The organism is Rothia sp. HMSC067H10, assembly GCF_001810635.1.
GTDB classification, from domain to species: domain Bacteria; phylum Actinomycetota; class Actinomycetes; order Actinomycetales; family Micrococcaceae; genus Rothia; species Rothia dentocariosa.
Map to the genome: position 1 here is coordinate 380,970 of NZ_KV802317.1, position 16,793 is coordinate 397,762.

Below are 16,793 nucleotides of genomic sequence, written 5' to 3' on the forward strand. Positions count from 1 at the left end.
TGAGGTATGACCGGGGCCCTGTAAGCCTCCAAAAAAATTATGAAACGCTTCGAATACCTTCGATAAGAATATTCATTGACTGTTTTAGGAGCTCGTCACTGATAGTAAGCGGAGGAAGCAGACGAATAATGTTGCCGTAAGTACCACAAGTAAGAATAAGTACTCCTCGTTGCTGACAGTAAGCAGCGATATCCTTGGCCGCCGTGGGATGCGGGGCTTTAGAGATAGAGTCTGCTACGAACTCCAGTGCGAGCATAGCACCGCGTCCGCGGAAATCTCCTACGATGTCTAGCTCATCAACAAGCGGGGCTAACGCTGCTGTCACCAGTTTCTCAATATGCAGGGCTCGTGCGTTCAAATCAAGATCCTGCATAGTTTCAATAGCCGCAAGAGCAGCCGCACAAGATACAGGATTACCACCGTATGTTCCGCCTAATCCTCCTGGTTGAACTTTATCAAAAAGCTCTGCCCGACCAGTGACGGCTGAAAGCGGCATACCACCAGCAATGCCCTTAGCAGTGGTGACCAAATCGGGTTCAATGCCCTCGTACTCACTCGCAAACCATTTGCCAGTGCGGCAGAAACCAGTTTGTACTTCATCAGCAATAAAGACGATACCTTTTTCGCGTGCCCATGCAATCAGCGTTGGTAAGAAACCATCGGCGGGAACAATGAACCCTCCTTCACCCTGGATAGGCTCGATGAGAATTGCGGCTACATATTCTGAACCAATTTGCTTCTCGATCATGTTGATGGTGCGTTGAGCTGCCTCTTTACCATCCATGCTCTGATCGTCCCGGTAAGGGTAGCTCATAGGAGCACGATAGATTTCAGGAGCAAAAGGACCGAAGCCTTTCTTATATGGTGCTACTTTTGCAGTCAACGCCATTGTTAAATTGGTTCGCCCATGGTAGGCATGATCAAAAACAACTACGGCATTGCGACCGGTAGCTGCACGAGCAATTTTTACAGCATTTTCAACTGCCTCCGCACCAGAGTTGAAAAGTACTGAGCGTTTCTCAAAGCGTCCGGGTATTAGCTCGTTTAGTTTTTCAGAAACTGCGATATACCCCTCATAAGGAGTAACCATAAAACAGGTGTGGGTGAAGTGTGTGACCGATTCTTGAACTGCTTGTACCACCTTGGGAGCTGATGCACCAACAGTTGTGACTGCGATACCCGCTCCCAAATCAGCCAACGAGTTACCATCAACATCAATAATGACGCCACCGTCTGCATCAGCCGCGTAAACTGGGAGCCCCGAAGCGACAGATGCAGGAACAGCTTGTGAGCGACGATGTGCAAGAGCACGTGATGAGGGGCCGGGAAACTCTCCAGTAAGTTTTATCTCTTGAGGAAGACGATACATCTCTACCATGAGACTACCTTTCAAAGGAAAACGTAGCATAAGCTACATGGATAATATGTGAATTGTGAAGAGACGGTACAGAACCTAGACAACAGAGCTGTACCGCTCCACAAGCTCTTCTCTAATGTGTGATGATGCAGGACTCTTTTTTGCCGAATTGCCGAATGAGCCTGGAGAAGCTGTTCTTTATGCGCTCAAATCACTCATGACGTGTTTAACACGTGTGTATTCTTCAACGGAATACAGGGAAAGATCCTTACCGTAACCCGAGTATTTGAATCCGCCATGAGGCATTTCAGCAGTCAGAAGTACGTGTGTATTAATCCAAACTGCTCCGAAATCAAGATCGCGAGAAACTCGCATAGCAGTACCATGATTTGACGTCCAAACTGATGACGCCAACGCATAATTTACATCGTTAGCAAGCTCAACTGCTTCCGCCTCTGTAGTAAATTTTTGGAGCGTAAGAACTGGTCCGAAGGTCTCTTCCTGGACAACGGCATCGTCTTGATTGACTCCGCTCAGCACCGTAGGTTCCACAAAAAAGCCACGGGTGCCGCACTGTTTGCCACCGGTTTCAACTGTGACATGTTCAGGGAGGCTGTTGAGCTTATTCATGACGGTCTTAAAGTGATTGATGTTGTTCAACGGACCGTAGAAGTTCTTTGAATCGTCTTCGTGCCCAGTAGCTGTATCTTTTGCGGCAGCTACCAGCAGATCTCGGAACTTGTCGTAAATGCTGTCTTGAACGAGTACGCGAGTGACTGCTGTACAGTCCTGGCCAGCATTGAAATAACCGAAGTCTGCGAGCATGCGCGCAGTACGAGGCAAATCCGCGTCTGCAAAAACAACTGCTGGCGCTTTACCGCCAAGCTCCAAATGAGAACGTTTCAGACCAGCTGCAGCGCCGGTAGCAACTGCCTGACCTGCGCGTACTGATCCGGTAATAGAAACCATGGCAGGGGCCGGGTGCCCTACCATAGCTTCACCAGTTTCACCGGTTCCCAGCACAACGTTGACAACACCTGCAGGGTATATTTCCCCTATAAGCCTTGCCAACTCGAGGGTGGATTCTGGTGTGGTGTCAGATGGCTTGAGAACTACAGTATTCCCGGCAGCGAGCGCGGGTCCCAGCTTCCATAATGCCATCATGAGGGGATAGTTCCAGGGGGTTACTTGGGCGACGACGCCGATGGGCTCGCGCCGTACGTATGAGGTATGTCCTTCCATGTATTCGGTTGCTGCTTTTCCTTCTAGGGTGCGTGCTGCCCCTGCGAAGAAGCGTAGCTGGTTGGCACCAACGAGGACTTCTTCGTCACGGATGAGTTCTCGGGGCTGACCGGTGTTGCGGTGTTGGGCTTCAACGAGTACGTCGACGTTTTCTTCGAGCGCGTCTGCGAGTTTGAGGAGAAGTAGCTGGCGATCTGAAGGGGTCGTATGCTTCCACGTTTTGAATGCGTCTTGAGCCGCATGCATGGCGGTGTTGACGTCGTCGTCAGTGGATATTGGTGCTTGTGCTATGACTTCGCCGGTTACGGGGTATACGATGTCGAGTACCTCATCAGAGGTGGAATCGACGAACTTGCCGTTGATGAAATTCTTCAAGCGCTTCATAACGTTCTCCTTTGGGGTTGGACTTACGTAGGTTTGTAAGTTTGTGTGTGCTCGTTTTTCCATGTGGGAAGGTAAAACGAACCCTTCGAGAAATTATTGTGTTGTGCGTATCTTGGATGGTTTTTGAGTGGTTTAGCTGGCGTATGGGTCTTTGATGCCGATGTATTGTGTGTAGGTGTATTCGGCGATGCCTTCGGCGGCTCCTTCCCGTCCTAGTCCGGAGTGTTTAACGCCTCCGAATGGGGCTGCAGCGTTTGACATGATGCCGATGTTGAGACCTGTCATGCCGACTTCTAGGCGGTCTAGTGTTCGCAGGGCGCGGGATGTATCTGTTGTGTAGACGTAGGATGCTAGCCCGTATTCTGTGTTGTTGGCAAGTTGGATTGCTTCTTCTTCGGTAGAAAAGGTGATGATGGGTGCTACAGGGCCAAAGATTTCTTCTTGGATGACGCGTGCATCGTGAGGAACGTTGATGAGGACTGTGGGTTGGTAGAAGTATCCGGGACCGTCTTGGGGATAACCGCCGACCAGAGCTTGGGCACCTCGGTCGAGAGCATCTTGTACAAGTTCGTGGATGGAATCTACTGCTTTTTGTTCTATGAGGGGGCCACAGGTGGTGTCTGGGTTTAGACCGTTGCCGGTTTTGAGATTTGCGATTTTTGTCGCTAATTTGGTGGAAAATTCTTCGGCACGAGATTCGTGGACTAGGAATCGGTTTGCGGCGGTGCAGGCTTCACCCATGTTGCGCATTTTTGCTCCCATGGCGCCTTCAATGGCTTCGTTAATATTTGCGTCTTCGAAGACGATGAAGGGGGCGTTTCCACCGAGCTCCATGGAGGTGCGTAGAACATTTTGCGCGGCTGATTTTAGAAGGGCTTTGCCAACGGGGGTGGAGCCGGTGAATGAGAGTTTGCGCAGGCGTGAGTCTGCAAGGAGAGGATCTGAGACGGCTGATGCAGTTGCTGATGCAACTACGTTGAGTACTCCTGCTGGTAGCCCCGCATCGAGCATGGTTTGTGCGAAGTATTGCGCGGTTAGGGGTGTGAGCCGTGCAGGTTTGAGGATCATTGTGCATCCTGCTGCTATTGCAGCTCCGGCTTTGCGTGTTGCCATAGCTAGTGGGAAGTTCCATGGGGTGATGAGTAGGCATGGTCCTACAGGCTTATGCTTTACCAGTATTTGGTTTTTACCTTCGGGCGTGGGCTGGTAGCGTCCGTAGTCGCGTACGGTTTCTTCGGAGAACCATCGTAAGAATTCGGCTCCGTAGACTACTTCTCCTCGTGATTCTGCGAGGGGTTTTCCCATTTCGAGGGTCATGAGGGTGGCGAATTCTTCGGAGCGATCGGTGATGAGGTCGTATGCCCGTCGTAGTATTTCTGCACGTTCACGCGGCGGCGTGTGTGCCCATTGGTCTTGAACATGGCATGCTGCGTCTAGGGCTGCTATTGCGTCTTCAGGTGTTGCTGATGCTAAGGTAGTGAGCTTTTCTTCGGTCGCTGGGTTGAGGACATCGAACGTCTCCCCTGCGGATCCTTCACGCCAAGTGTCGCCGATGAGTAGCCCAGTGGGTATTTTGTTAATGAGTTCTTGAAGGTGTTGTTCCATTGTTTTCCTTTCCTTGGGATGATAGTACGGCGGTGTATATCACGTGAGAAACCGGGCTATTGTTTGATGATAGGGATTGAGCCTGTCCACGGCTGCTGTTGGGAGCCCTTGCGTCCAGGGTGGTAGTCGCGTGGTACTACGACGAGGGGAATAGGAAGTTTGGTCATGATTTTTGCGGTTGTTGAGCTTAGGAAGAGTTCTCCGCGTTGGGCTAGCTTGGAGGATCCGGCCATTAGCACGGAGTCTTCGTTCCAGTGCACAGAATCGACCGCTTCTACGATGGTAGTTCCTGCGCCTACTGCGATGCTTAGCTGTTGTGGGTTTATTGGTTTGACTGCGGATTGGTCTACGAGGTCTTGGATGATGCTGCGATAGGTTGTATCGTCTAGGTCGTTTCCTTCTTCGTAGAGTGAGACTAGGCGTACTGGTATGCCTGTTCGGTTTTGGGTTGCTATGGCTTCTTCGACAAGGTTTATGGAGTCGATGTCTGGGGATACGGCGCAGTCGAACTGTTTGATCGTGTGTGAAGCGCTGTATTTACGTGGTGCTAGAGCGACGGGAATGCGTGAACGGTGTAGAAGAGCGTTCCCAACCGCGCCTAGTGAGTGCCAAAGCCAATTTCCGGTGTTACCGCCGCCCACTATAATGAGTCCGGCGTCTATAGCGTCGGCTAGTTCTAGTAGGCCGCTGACTGCGGAATTGGCGCGGCGTAGGTGGAAGCGGGCGACTACTTGAGCAGGCACGTAGTGCTGCGCCTCTTCGAGCCATTGAACGGCTTGCTTTTGGAGTAAGTCTTCGAAGTTGGATCGTGGCGCTGCAAGGCGAGGACTTTGCGGTTTAATGACGTACACTACGTCCAATTCTGCACCCAGGGAGCGAGCTAGTACGACTCCTAGTTGGAGAGCTGAACGGCCCCGTGCGTCAGGCGAATATCCTACGACGTATTTCATGTTTCCCATCCGTATTTGGGGAGCTTTACTGGGTATGTCATTCTTTAGCTCACCCAGTAAAGCTGCCCGTGTGTGCGTTACGATGCGAATGATCTTATTTGAGTTTTGCGGCTAGCAGTTTTGCTGTTTTTTCTCCCATGCGTATAGCACCATCGACATGCTGGTAGCCTTCGGCAGCAATGTCTGAGCATGACCAGTAGATTGGTCCTACTGGGGCTTCTTGGTCTGCGCCGTAGCGATGCAGTCCGCCAAGATCATAGCTGGCTGCGTATGCACCACGAGTCCACTCTTCGGCACCCCAATCTGATTCGTAGTACACCACGGGATTTTTTGTTTCTTCTCCGAGCATTTGCGCCATGGAGTCTAGGATGCGTTCTTTGCGTTCCTCGGCGCTGATGGTGAACATTTCATCCGCTGCTTCGTCGGAGACGAACCCTACTAGAGTGCCGCGAGCTTCTTCTTCTCCAGTTGCTGGGTCGTAGTTAGTGTTGTCGTAAATCTCTTGTACCAGGTTATTAGCGGCAAAACAGGTTCCTGAGAGACCTTTGTCCCGCCAGAACGGTGTGGGGTAAACAGCGTGCACCTTGATAACCAGACCAAGGGACTGGTGCTGATGCATTTGATGCTGTCGGCGATCTAGCGGCGGCACAAAATGGATACGTGAATATAGGTTCGGAGGAACCGCAACAACAGCGTACTTTGCTCGAACAATGATGTTTTTTTCAGGTGAGGTCTCTCCACCTTCGGAGAAGGCTTCAGCTTCAGCAAGTACGGGGTATTCTCCGTCTTCTTGCCAACGTAGAACGCGGACCGGGTGTTCAAGAATTATATTCTCTTGTCCTACTTTTTCTGCGAGGGCTAAGGAGACGGACTGCATGCCACCCAGAACACGTTTGTCGAGAATAAAATCTTCATCGACAAGGTTAGAGAACGACCCTGCAGATGCAGCCATAAGTACTGCCTGTAAAGCTGAGAATGCGTGAGCCGGTTTAGTGAGCATACCACCAGCAATGAAGAGCCCAATATTGTTACATGCTTCTTCATCATTGGATTGTTCGCGGAGCCAATGGTGAAAACTAATTGTATCGAGCTCGCGTGCCTTGGGGTGCGCCCAAGGTTTCTCGGCCCCGATCTCTGCTGCAAGCTCATCTAAAATTCCGATGAGTCGTTTCATTTCTTGCTGGGTGTGCTCGTTGGCAGGAAACATGTCTCCGTTGTACCGGTGCATGGTACCGTCAGGGTCGCGATAGAGATTCTCACCTTCGCGGTAACGAGAGAAGGTCTTAAGTCCGAGCTCTTCAACGAGCTCGGTGAGAACAGTCTGATCGGGGGAAATCCATTGTCCACCGATTTCAAGGAATGCGCCGTCAATATGGTTGTTCCATGTACGCCCACCTACACGTTCACGCGCTTCAAGGACTGCAACGGTATGTCCTGCTTGCTGCAGCCGGTATGCTGCAGTGAGTCCGGAAGGACCTGCGCCGATAATTACGACGTCTCGGGTCAGTTCATTCGTAGTTTCGTTCTTGGTCGTCATGGTTAAACCCTTTCGCTCAAAGAAGCACAAAACGAATTGTGTTCGTTTTAGTGTATCCCAGAACACAGAAATTACAAATCTAGGGGCACTTATGAAGCGTAAAATTTCTGATGGTATGTTTTATAACTGCTCACAGACGGGACGGCAGTACACGCCGAAAGCAAAGAAATAGTAAAGGATTTATCGTGATCTCTTCCCCCATGCGACGCGCTGGACGTCCCTCTTCGACAGTGTTAAGCGCATCCAAAATTGTGCGGTCAGCACGTAGACTTTTGGCCGATCAAGGAAATTTCACTATGAGCGCACTTGCTCAGAAGCTAGGCGTCGCCCCCTCTTCCTTATACAATCACTTTCAGTCTCGTGACGAAGTACTGGGAGCTATAAGCGATGCGGTCATCAATGACATTACGCTGGAGCCCCTGATACGAGCGACTAAAATTCTTAACGAGCAGCACCTATCCCCCACCGAAAAGCTAGAACTCTGGACTGAATCTTTGAGTCTGTGGGGGAAGTCTTATCGAGACGCGTTCAGTGAGAGCACTGATTTGGTAACAGCGCTCGCATTGACCCCGATCGATCGGGCCCCTCAAACGTTACATATGTATGACGTCCTCATTCAGACGTTAAGAGCTTTTGGGTGTCCAGAATATAAAACTTTAAATGTTATTGAATCTTTAGAGGCATTCCTGCTGGGATCTGCAGTAGACTCCCACGCTCCCGAATCTATCTTTAACCCTGCGGCTTCAGCAGATGAGTATCCGTATTTACAAGACGCATATACAGCGATGCAGCGTAGCTCGCAGACTCCAGCAGAGAACGCATTTAGCTTAGGACTCGAAGCGATTCTTCATGGTCTGGCGCGTACAGCTATACAGGAATACAACACGAATACAGAGTGACATTATACAAAAGTGCCCGAACTATCAAAGGGTAGTTCGGGCACTTATTCTTGTGAAGTTTAGTTATTTGCCTAGCTTCTGTTTGAGCTTATTGATGCGGTTGGAAATGCCCCAAGTCGTCACTTTACGCATAGAATCAAAAATTATATTTCCGGTCATCTTTGATGCTCCGACCTCACGCTCAACAAAGGTAATAGGAACCTCAACAATTTTGAGCCCTGCTTGCTCAGAACGCCAAGCGAGGTCTACCTGAAAGACATAGCCCTTAGACTCAATGCCTTCAAGATTCAAACGTTGTAGTGCTTCACGCCTATATGCGCGGAAACCTGCTGTGATGTCTTTGATCGCAGTCCCTAGAACAACCCGCGTATAAATATTTGCTCCACGAGAAAGAATTTGGCGTTGAACGGGCCAGTTTTCTGTTTTTCCGCCGGGTACATAACGGGAGCCAATAGCTAAATCTGCCCCAGCTTCAACAGCATGTACTAGCGATGGTAACTGCTCGGGCTGGTGAGAACAATCAGCGTCCATCTCGATAAGGACTTCATATCCCTCATTGAGACCCCAATCAAACCCCGCAAGATAAGCTCCACCAAGACCGTCTTTCACGGTACGGTGAAGAACGTGAATCTGTGAATCTTGCTCAGCCATAGCATCCGCGATCTGACCTGTACCGTCAGGGCTATTATCGTCAACTACTAGAATATCGACGTCGGGTGCTGCCTTACGAAGACGTTCAACAACAACGGGTAAGTTTTCCTTCTCGTTATACGTCGGAATAACGGTCAGTACACGCATAATAATTCCCTTGTTTTCCTTTGTTAGAGTGAAGGTAGGGTCTAGGTTTACTAGTATAACCGGCGAAATACGGCGTAAGGGCGTATTCTGCAGATGCACGGTATATTTTCAGGTAACTTTTACGAGCTAGGAAACGTACTATTCCCCTCCCCTAGTGTACATGCGATCTAATACGGGCAATGGCACATCTGAAGCAAGAACCGGTAAAAGTGGAATACGAGCACGGGGATCAGTACTCCACGAGGCTACGCGAGAATCCGGGGCTTGGACCATAAGCTCAGTGACGTTCCAGAGTGCTATATTCGCTGGTGTATCAGGGAGTATTTGGCCCGCAAAGGGGTTCTCGTCGTGGGCTAGCCGGTAGACTCCTCGCGTAAGTGCTGCGAAACCACTGCGTGCTGAAACACCATCTGCGGGTTTTATAAGGGCTGAGATGAGCTCCCATCCAAGAGGCACTTCAACAAGAGATGAGTCTGACCCTAGCGCGAACGCGGTACCAGCTGCATTCGCCCGGTGGGCTAACTTTGCAGTCTCAGTATCAAAGGTTGCTTGGATACCTAAGTTGATCCGTGCATCTGCGAGATCCTGAAGACGTTGATCATCAATGACTCCACGAACCTGATCAAGTCGGACATTAAGCCAAGGATGCTGTTCCCTAACGGCTAGCGCATAGCTAAAGGCATTAGTGAAACTATCTTGGGTGTTGATGGAGAGTACAAGACCATGTTCTGCTGCTTCGGAGGCCAGAGTAGGTAGGTGGTCTAGATTTGTGGCGTGAAATCCAGTGAGTGCTATAGATGATTTATTGAGCAGGTCTTGGGCTGTGGTGACGAGCTCAGCGTACGATGCGGAGGTCGCTTGTGGCTCTGGGATTATGAAGAATCGTACGTCTGGGGCTGTTGAGTGTGTTGTATAAAACGTGTCGAGTGATGCGCGTAGGGTCGGGATGTCTCGTATTGTTCCTGCGAGTGTGTGGGTATGGTATCCCTGGGTATGTGTTCTGAGGAAGTACTCGTAGAGTGTTTTTTCGCTGTGGTTGTTTATGGGTGCGAAGGCACGTGCGAAGGTGGGCGTGATGAGTTTGCCGTTTAGATCGATAGCTCGCATGCGTTCGTCCGTGATGGAGCGAGCTCCCGCATCTGAGCCTATCCAGGTTACGGTACCGTTTTCGGTGAGGAGCGCTGTGGCGTAGGGGTCGGCGGGGCTGTAGATGCTCCCGTTGGTATAGATATAGATGCTCATGTTCTTTCCAGCGGTTTTAGGAGTCTAGTGCGACGACTCCGCGGCGGATGAGGGCTATAGCTTTTTCGCAGCTTGCTCGTAGGTTTGGGCTTATGGTGGGGATATGGGCGATCTGGTCGAGGGCGTCGATAACTTGTTTTGCCCAGCGTACGAAGTCGCCGGCGGCGAGGTCGGTATCTTCGAGTGCTTTTGCGAGGTGCATACCGCGAGCCCAGCGGTAGATAGGGGTGACGAGGCCTAGATCGCAGGGTGGGGTTTGATCTAGTTTGTGACGTTCTTCGTGGGCGTTGAGCCGGGCTAGTTCACGGTTGATGGTCGCGATGGGTGCTTGTAACGAGGGATGTGGGTAGCGTGGGAGAATTTCGATGGTTTCCTTTTTGCCCTGGTATGTGAGCGCGGCTATGGTTGCTGCTATAGCCGCAGGATCCAGATCTGTGAGGAAGCCTTTTTCGAGACAAATAGAGGTGAGAAGGTCTTTTTCCCCGTAGAGTTTGCGCAGGGCTTCCCCCCTCGTCGTTAGCTTGAGCCCGTTATGGGAGTCAGCAGTAACGTAGCCGTATTCAGTGAGGAGCTTTGCGATGCGGTTGAAGACCTGGGCAATAGTGTTGGTGCGTCGGGTAATTTGGCGGCGTAGTCCTTCTGTTTCTGCGTTGAGTTTGCGCCATCGTTCTGCCCAGCGTGCATGGGTTTCCCGGTCAGAGCACCCGTGGCAGGGGTGGTTACGTAGTTGGGTGCGTAGTGTGTCGAGTTTTTCTTGGGCATCGTTATGACGTGTGGCGATGGGGGTATTTCCGAGTTTGCGGGGCGGTCGTTCATCGATGAGCGCTTGACGCATCCGTGAGACGGTGTCGCGGCGTTCTTTGGGTGTTTTAAGGGTTATTTTCTTGGGGATCTTGATATAGGAGACGGGTTCAATGAGCCCCGTGAAATCACGTGCGCTTGCGGTGCGCTGCTGATTGTCTTCGGTAAGAATACCAATGCGTGGGTCTGTGTTGGATTCGGCACGGGTGATGACGATAGCGTAGCCGCGGGAGCGCCCATGAGGTATGTGAATGATGTCTCCGGGCATAAGTTCTTGGATGCTTTGGTGGGTTTGGGCGCGTGCATGTTGTTGGTTGGCTTTGCGGGTTTTTTTCTCTAGATCTTTGATGTTTTGCCGCAGGCGCATGTATTCTGTGAAGTCTCCAAGGTGGCATTGCATGGAGTCTCGGTATCCTTCGAGCGCGTTTTCGTTTTTACGTACTCGTGCAGCTGTTCCTACAACTGATTTATCTGCTTGGAACTGGGCAAAGGATGATTCGAGGATTTTGCGGGTTCGTTCGGCACCATAGGCTGCGATGAGGTTCGCAGCCATGTTGTAGGTGGGGCGGAATGATGAGTTAAGGGGGTATGTGCGAGTGGATGCGAGGGTGGCAACCTGTTCTGGTACAAGACCTGGACGCCAGAGGACTACGGCGTGTCCTTCAAGATCGATTCCGCGGCGCCCTGCCCGCCCGGTAAGTTGGGTGTATTCTCCGGGGGTGATATCGACGTGGGTTTCACCGTTGAACTTGGTGAGTTTTTCGAGGATGACGGTGCGGGCTGGCATGTTGATGCCGAGTGCGAGGGTTTCGGTGGCAAAGACTAGTTTGATAAGACCCTGCGCAAAAAGTGTCTCAACAACTTCTTTGAAGAGCGGCAGCAGACCCGCATGGTGGGCTGCCACCCCGCGGATGAGTCCGTCTCGCCATTCGTAATATCCAAGGGCATGAAGGTCTCGGTTATCAAGGTGTGCAGTGGTTTCTGCAATATAGGCACGAATGGCTTGCTCCTGTTCCTCGGTGGTGAGGACGATATTCGCGTTGACGCATTGGGTAACGGCGTCATCACATGCTGCCCGTGAAAAGATGAAGCATATGGCAGGCAATAGCCCTTGCTTGTCTAGAATAAGGGCCATTTCAGGGCGAGATATGCGGTGCGGACGCAGAACGTCGGCATCTTGGGTGAAGGTTTTATGACGGGATCGTTCGAGTGCATGTGTGGGTTTGTCATGTTGGTTGCGGCCGCGTCGAAAGCGCTCGCGTTTGGGTGCATTGTGGCGGTGGGTATGGCGTCGAAAGCCTGGCCGCAGTTGTTTGAGGAGAGGGTTAATGCGTAGCCCCGAGGGAGCGTTTTGGGGTGAGTTTTTTGTGTGGTGTTTATGACGTTTGGCAGGTGAAGCTTCTTTCTGAGAAGTTTCATCGGGTACGAAGAGGTCGATGACGCGGTTTCCTACCATGAGGTGCTGCCAGAGCGGGACGGGGCGGTGTTCAGAGACGATGACATCGGTATCACCTCGTACGGTATCTAGCCATGCTCCGAATTCTTCGACGTTGGATACAGTTGCAGAGAGTGAGATGACGGTGACGTGTTCGGGAAGGTGAATAATAGCTTCTTCCCAAACTGCTCCACGGAACCGGTCGGCGAGATAGTGTACTTCGTCCATGATGACGTATCCCAGACCGATGAGGGTCGTAGATTCGGCGTAGAGCATGTTGCGAAGGACTTCGGTAGTCATGACGACGATGGGGGCTTCGGTATTGATGCTGGTGTCACCGGTGAGCAGACCCACGCTTTCTTCACCATATTCACGCACAAAGTCATGGTATTTCTGGTTGCTGAGTGCTTTGATAGGGGTTGTGTAGAACGCTTTTGTTCCAGTTTGGAGGGCAAGGTAGATGCCGAATTCTCCAACAACTGTTTTGCCAGCACCGGTGGGTGCAGCAACAAGGACTGCATGCCCGGCTTCGACGGATTGACATGCCTGACGTTGGAAGCTGTCAAGGGGGAACCCAAGAGTCTTTTCGAACTTCCCAAGCGCTGTTTTTGCGTGAGCGTTACGTTCTTGCGCTGCCTGATACTGCGCAGAGTAGCTCGGGCGGTCGTTCGAGCCGTGAGTGGTTTCTTGGGGATTTTCAGCCATAATTCTAGTGTACCTGCGCCTAAAAATCCTCCGTCTTGAGTAGACGGAGGATTCTGGAGTTTTACTTTTGGGAGGGTTCCTCTTCAAGCTGTCCTAGCTTTTCAAGGTCTTCAGCGCTGGTGGCCGTCTTGAGCTCGGTCTCTGTAAGACCCTTTGCTAGTTTAGCTTCGCGGCGGTCACGCCGTTTATCGTTGAGCAAGCATATTGCTATGGCGAGGAAGAAGAAAGTTAGGAGCGGAATCATCAGGTAGAACATCATCATGATATCCGTTCCGGGGGCCGTCATAGCTGCGATAAGCGCTACAAGAACCACGATCCAGCGCCAAGATTTGAGGATAGTTTTACCCCGGATAACCCCCAGCATGTTCAACCCCACGAGGATGACGGGGATAATAAATGCTAGCGAGAAGAAGAAAATAAACTTAACGATGAAGGAAATATAGGTTGGTGCATCAATGACGTTCGAGCCGCCGGGTGGGGTGAACATTGTGAGTGCACGAACAACGCCGGGTAGGCTATACCAAGAGATGAAGACACCGCAGGCAAAGGCAAAGATTGAGCCGCTGAGGAAACCATAGAGATATTTTTTCTCTTTGGTATGCAGCGCCGGAAGTAAGAAGCGCAGCCCTTGATAGAGCCAAACGGGTGCAGCGAGTCCAAGACCGATGTACGTACCCACACGAATGAGCTGGTCAAAGGGCGAAGAAATTGAGCCGTAGTTTAAGGTTGCAAAGCGGTTATCTGCTGCGTTGATTTGTTTGAGAGGCTCAGAGATTGCATCAATAAAGGGCTGGTACAAGAAAATAACGGAAAGTACGGCGGCGATAGCAGTTGCAATAGCCGCTTTAATGAAGCGGTCACGAAACTCACGCAGATGTTCCTTCAGCTCCATACGGGCTTCAGGATTTAGTTTGCGGTTGCGTACATCCTGATCCGGTTTTGCCATCGTTTTCCTCGTTTTATTCTAAGCTCCGCCTCATACCTGTTATTCAAAAATTATCGATATGGGTAGATAAACTACTGGACAACCCGTGCCACCAGAGAGGTGGTCGCACGGGTTGTGTTGTTGTACTGAAAATTAGTTTTCAGACTTTTCGGACTTAGCTTTGTTGTCAACAACCTCAGCGGTGACAACCTCGTCCTTATCGTCTTCCTTCTTACTATCGCTCTTCATACCCTCGACTTCGGACTTGAAGATACGCATCGACTGACCAAGACTACGTGCCATACCTGGGAGCTTGGGAGCACCAAAGAGCAGAACGATGAGGAGGATGACTACGATAATAGTTGCCGGGTGACTGAACAACTGACCCATAAGGTATGAACCTTTCTGTGCTTAGAGCAGGTCTCCGATATTTTGAGGTTGGCCGAGTCGATCTCGTCGGGAGACCCGTCGCTTGATTCGCTCAGACCTGCGTGTCTGTTTTCCATGTTCGTATTCATTGTACGCCGTGGTTACTGGGGTAAAAATCCCTAGGCTTTGCTCGGCAGGCAATTTTCGGCGGGTATTCGCTTGCGCTTCATCGAAACGAGTTTCGATGGATTCCATCCATGTTGCTACAAGATCGAGTAACATGAAGCCCCGTGTGAGTGCACGATATACGAACCACGCTAAAAACGTTAGAGAACCTATCGTTAAGGTGCCCCATAGTAATACCCAAAACCACCACGGCATAGGAATTATTATACAAGGTTGTTATTCTACTTATAGATGTCTGGGCGTGTCTTTCGTAGATATCTACGCTAGAAGCGACATCAGACGATCTTTAAGTAGAGACCGTACAGGTTCTGGCTCAAGAATCTCTAGAGCACCTCCATACGCTACAACGAAATGCAATATTTGCTCAAGGCCTGCCTCGCTTTCACCAGGATAGTAGTGCAGCTCATGGTAAATCAAGGGCGTTTCAGGTTTAGAAGGCTGGGATCGTGAAACGTGAGTACTCCGCCGTTTCAAAGTACGGATAGTACTCTCTCGCCGCTCTGTTCTGAGACTTTCAACGTGGATTTTGACTCGAACATAAGGGTGTTCTGTATTTGTCTGTTGCTGCCGAGACCAAAGATGCGGGGTGTTGGGAATCTTAGCGGCGACGGCCTGATGGCTTTTACCGCCAAGCCGCGCATTTCTAATACGATCAAGAGCAAAATTTCGCCAGGCATTAGAATCGGCAGCTTCACGCCACAGCCCATGCAGATAAAAACGATTATTTTCAAAGATCAGTGAGCAAGTATCAACGGTGCGCTGCACCCCTGCATACTCAAAAATAAGGGCTCGTTTCTGAGAGACTGCCCGATGTATTAAAGGAATAAGATGGTGTTCAGGAGTAAAAATTAGGCTTCCGCGCAAGCGTTCAGCGTCCTTTGGGTAGCTCACCAACAGCAGCTCACGAATTTTGGAAACGCGTGCATCGTCTGGGTAGAGAACCTCAGCAGCTGACATCGAAAAGAAGAGCATGGCACGCTCTAAAGCTGACAGAGGAACGCCCTGATAAATCAGATAGTCACATGAATAGGTTAGCTCGGCGTATAGTTCATGATCCTGACGGGGCGTGAAGACTATAGGGGTCGCAAGACCCAACTCTGCAGCTCCATAGTCCTCGCATACACCGGTAAAATCACTGACAAGGTTGCTTTTAGACTTGCCGTTATCCACTTGTAGAAGTGAAGTCGCTGGTTTAAAAGGAACGCCCCCTTCGAACCAAGCCGCATCGTCTTGGCTTAGACGATGTAGTACCAAGAGCATGTCAATAAAACGGTCTGTATCATCATCGCGTTCACGGCGAGAATTTTTACGCCATGCTTCGGGCAAAACAGCCTTGTGATGATGGGTAGAAAGCAAACGTTCCACCAGGTTGTGCTGAGCTCGATATGCATCTTGAGCCCGTTGAAGGTCTTTGCCCGAAAAATCTGCGGACGATTTTGGGACCAGTATTTTTAATCCGCGTGCGGTGGCTTTCACCGCAGTTTCTCGAACACCATATGAGTCAAGAAGCAGCTGCTCATTTGAATCTAAAGACAAGGCGGGCACGGTACGGGCATAGCCCTGAAGGTTTTCAGAAAGCATAGTTTGAAAATCAAACGTTTCACCAGGCCGAACAAAACTTTCTTGCTGCTGTTGACTACCGTTGATGCGCATACTCTGAATGCGCTCAAAACGGTGAATATACGCACGATTCGGTTCTTCCTCCGGAGCCTCAGAACCCTCGCGAGAGGGATAGTGCGCCGCAAAATACCAATTGCCGTAACGATACCCTATCCCCCACACGGACAGATTCTCGCTATGGCGAGTATTGAAGTCCCCATAGTCCATATCAATGGTTTTATGCTCGCTAAAGGCACTAAAAATCTCTTCTAGATGGGAATCATCACTTAGACGTATACGCTGGAGCGGTTCCTCTAGTTCCTCTAAACGTATAGAAGCTGAGAGCGTGGGAACGCTAAGAACGATCTTACGCATCATACGATGTGCAGAGCTCTCAAGCTCGGTACCTTCCCAGGCACGGCACAGGCTCATGAGAAATTGTGCGTCCTCTAACGTAAGTTCCCAATCAAGAAGCGGATTAGGGGCCGGAGTATACACATAGTAGCTTTTGCCGTCACGTTCAACATGCTTAAACGTGATACCAGCATCACGCAAACAGTCCTTTGCACGCTCAAACTTTTTAGCGATGGTCTCAGCTTTTCGTTTATTCCCCGAGCCAAAGATGGTGTATTCGTCTAAACCGTATACTTCTAAAAACTTTGCGCGAGAAATACCGCGCCGCGAGCTATTGCATAGCCGATGATAAATCCTAATCAACGATGAACTAGACGAAACATCTCGCGCTTTTGTTGCCATACA

Annotated in this window: 12 protein-coding genes; 1 reads left to right on the forward strand and 11 read right to left on the reverse strand. The window is 50.5% G+C overall.

The features are described 5' to 3' along the window. Positions 1 to 37: 37 nt before the first annotated feature. From gabT to HMPREF2756_RS08720, 5 genes are all read right to left on the reverse strand, one after another. Positions 38 to 1,408 carry a 4-aminobutyrate--2-oxoglutarate transaminase gene (gene gabT / locus HMPREF2756_RS08700; RefSeq protein ID WP_070620355.1) on the reverse strand — a complete coding sequence of 457 codons (1,371 nt, stop codon included), beginning with the start codon at positions 1,406 to 1,408 and terminating at the stop codon, positions 38 to 40. 147 nt (positions 1,409 to 1,555) lie between these two features. After that, complete coding sequence (locus tag HMPREF2756_RS08705) at positions 1,556 to 2,983, reverse strand: gamma-aminobutyraldehyde dehydrogenase (RefSeq protein ID WP_013399069.1); 1,428 nt, start codon at positions 2,981 to 2,983, stop codon at positions 1,556 to 1,558. A gap of 132 nt (positions 2,984 to 3,115) precedes the next feature. Continuing rightward, entirely contained in the window at positions 3,116 to 4,588 is a 1,473-nt protein-coding gene (locus HMPREF2756_RS08710) for an NAD-dependent succinate-semialdehyde dehydrogenase (protein WP_070620358.1), read from the reverse strand. Between the two features lie 56 nt (positions 4,589 to 4,644). Continuing rightward, positions 4,645 to 5,538 (reverse strand): universal stress protein, encoded by an 894-nt coding sequence (locus HMPREF2756_RS08715; protein WP_210393546.1) that lies wholly within the window; start codon positions 5,536 to 5,538, stop codon positions 4,645 to 4,647. A 94-nt stretch (positions 5,539 to 5,632) separates the two neighbouring features. Further along, positions 5,633 to 7,075: a flavin monoamine oxidase family protein gene (locus HMPREF2756_RS08720; RefSeq protein ID WP_070620370.1), complete on the reverse strand. Its 1,443-nt coding sequence runs from the start codon at positions 7,073 to 7,075 to the stop codon at positions 5,633 to 5,635. Positions 7,076 to 7,275: 200 nt separating this feature from the next. On the opposite strand from HMPREF2756_RS08720, the gene HMPREF2756_RS08725 reads away from it, so the two are divergent. Beyond that, a complete protein-coding gene (locus tag HMPREF2756_RS08725; protein WP_256370524.1) occupies positions 7,276 to 7,974 on the forward strand; it encodes a TetR/AcrR family transcriptional regulator in 699 nt (232 codons plus the stop codon). 63 nt (positions 7,975 to 8,037) lie between these two features. On the opposite strand, the gene HMPREF2756_RS08730 is transcribed toward HMPREF2756_RS08725, so the two are convergent. From HMPREF2756_RS08730 to HMPREF2756_RS08755, 6 genes are all read right to left on the reverse strand, one after another. Further along, on the reverse strand, positions 8,038 to 8,772 hold the full coding sequence (locus HMPREF2756_RS08730) for a polyprenol monophosphomannose synthase (RefSeq protein WP_070620375.1): 735 nt from the start codon (positions 8,770 to 8,772) through the stop codon (positions 8,038 to 8,040). A gap of 138 nt (positions 8,773 to 8,910) precedes the next feature. Continuing rightward, positions 8,911 to 10,014: an amidohydrolase gene (locus HMPREF2756_RS08735; RefSeq protein WP_070620378.1), complete on the reverse strand. Its 1,104-nt coding sequence runs from the start codon at positions 10,012 to 10,014 to the stop codon at positions 8,911 to 8,913. A 16-nt stretch (positions 10,015 to 10,030) separates the two neighbouring features. After that, positions 10,031 to 12,955, reverse strand: a complete 2,925-nt coding sequence (locus HMPREF2756_RS08740; RefSeq protein ID WP_070620380.1) for a DEAD/DEAH box helicase — start codon at positions 12,953 to 12,955, stop codon at positions 10,031 to 10,033. Between the two features lie 61 nt (positions 12,956 to 13,016). Further along, positions 13,017 to 13,901, reverse strand: coding sequence for a twin-arginine translocase subunit TatC (locus tag HMPREF2756_RS08745; protein ID WP_070620384.1), 885 nt, complete (start codon positions 13,899 to 13,901; stop codon positions 13,017 to 13,019). A 132-nt stretch (positions 13,902 to 14,033) separates the two neighbouring features. Further along, on the reverse strand, positions 14,034 to 14,270 hold the full coding sequence (gene tatA / locus HMPREF2756_RS08750; protein WP_070620386.1) for a Sec-independent protein translocase subunit TatA: 237 nt from the start codon (positions 14,268 to 14,270) through the stop codon (positions 14,034 to 14,036). A 423-nt stretch (positions 14,271 to 14,693) separates the two neighbouring features. Next, positions 14,694 to 16,790, reverse strand: coding sequence for a helix-turn-helix transcriptional regulator (locus tag HMPREF2756_RS08755; RefSeq protein ID WP_070620389.1), 2,097 nt, complete (start codon positions 16,788 to 16,790; stop codon positions 14,694 to 14,696). Positions 16,791 to 16,793: the final 3 nt, after the last annotated feature.

Bases quoted from the DNA above. Each gene is read 5' to 3' on its own strand.
- gabT (WP_070620355.1), bottom strand. From the start codon at position 1,408: ATGCTACGTTTTCCTTTGAAAGGTAGTCTCATGGTAGAGATGTATCGT.
- HMPREF2756_RS08705 (WP_013399069.1), bottom strand. From the start codon at position 2,983: ATGAAGCGCTTGAAGAATTTCATCAACGGCAAGTTCGTCGATTCCACC.
- HMPREF2756_RS08710 (WP_070620358.1), bottom strand. From the start codon at position 4,588: ATGGAACAACACCTTCAAGAACTCATTAACAAAATACCCACTGGGCTA.
- HMPREF2756_RS08715 (WP_210393546.1), bottom strand. From the start codon at position 5,538: ATGAAATACGTCGTAGGATATTCGCCTGACGCACGGGGCCGTTCAGCT.
- HMPREF2756_RS08720 (WP_070620370.1), bottom strand. From the start codon at position 7,075: ATGACGACCAAGAACGAAACTACGAATGAACTGACCCGAGACGTCGTA.
- HMPREF2756_RS08725 (WP_256370524.1), top strand. From the start codon at position 7,276: ATGCGACGCGCTGGACGTCCCTCTTCGACAGTGTTAAGCGCATCCAAA.
- HMPREF2756_RS08730 (WP_070620375.1), bottom strand. From the start codon at position 8,772: ATGCGTGTACTGACCGTTATTCCGACGTATAACGAGAAGGAAAACTTA.
- HMPREF2756_RS08735 (WP_070620378.1), bottom strand. From the start codon at position 10,014: ATGAGCATCTATATCTATACCAACGGGAGCATCTACAGCCCCGCCGAC.
- HMPREF2756_RS08740 (WP_070620380.1), bottom strand. From the start codon at position 12,955: ATGGCTGAAAATCCCCAAGAAACCACTCACGGCTCGAACGACCGCCCG.
- HMPREF2756_RS08745 (WP_070620384.1), bottom strand. From the start codon at position 13,901: ATGGCAAAACCGGATCAGGATGTACGCAACCGCAAACTAAATCCTGAA.
- tatA (WP_070620386.1), bottom strand. From the start codon at position 14,270: ATGGGTCAGTTGTTCAGTCACCCGGCAACTATTATCGTAGTCATCCTC.
- HMPREF2756_RS08755 (WP_070620389.1), bottom strand. From the start codon at position 16,790: ATGGCAACAAAAGCGCGAGATGTTTCGTCTAGTTCATCGTTGATTAGG.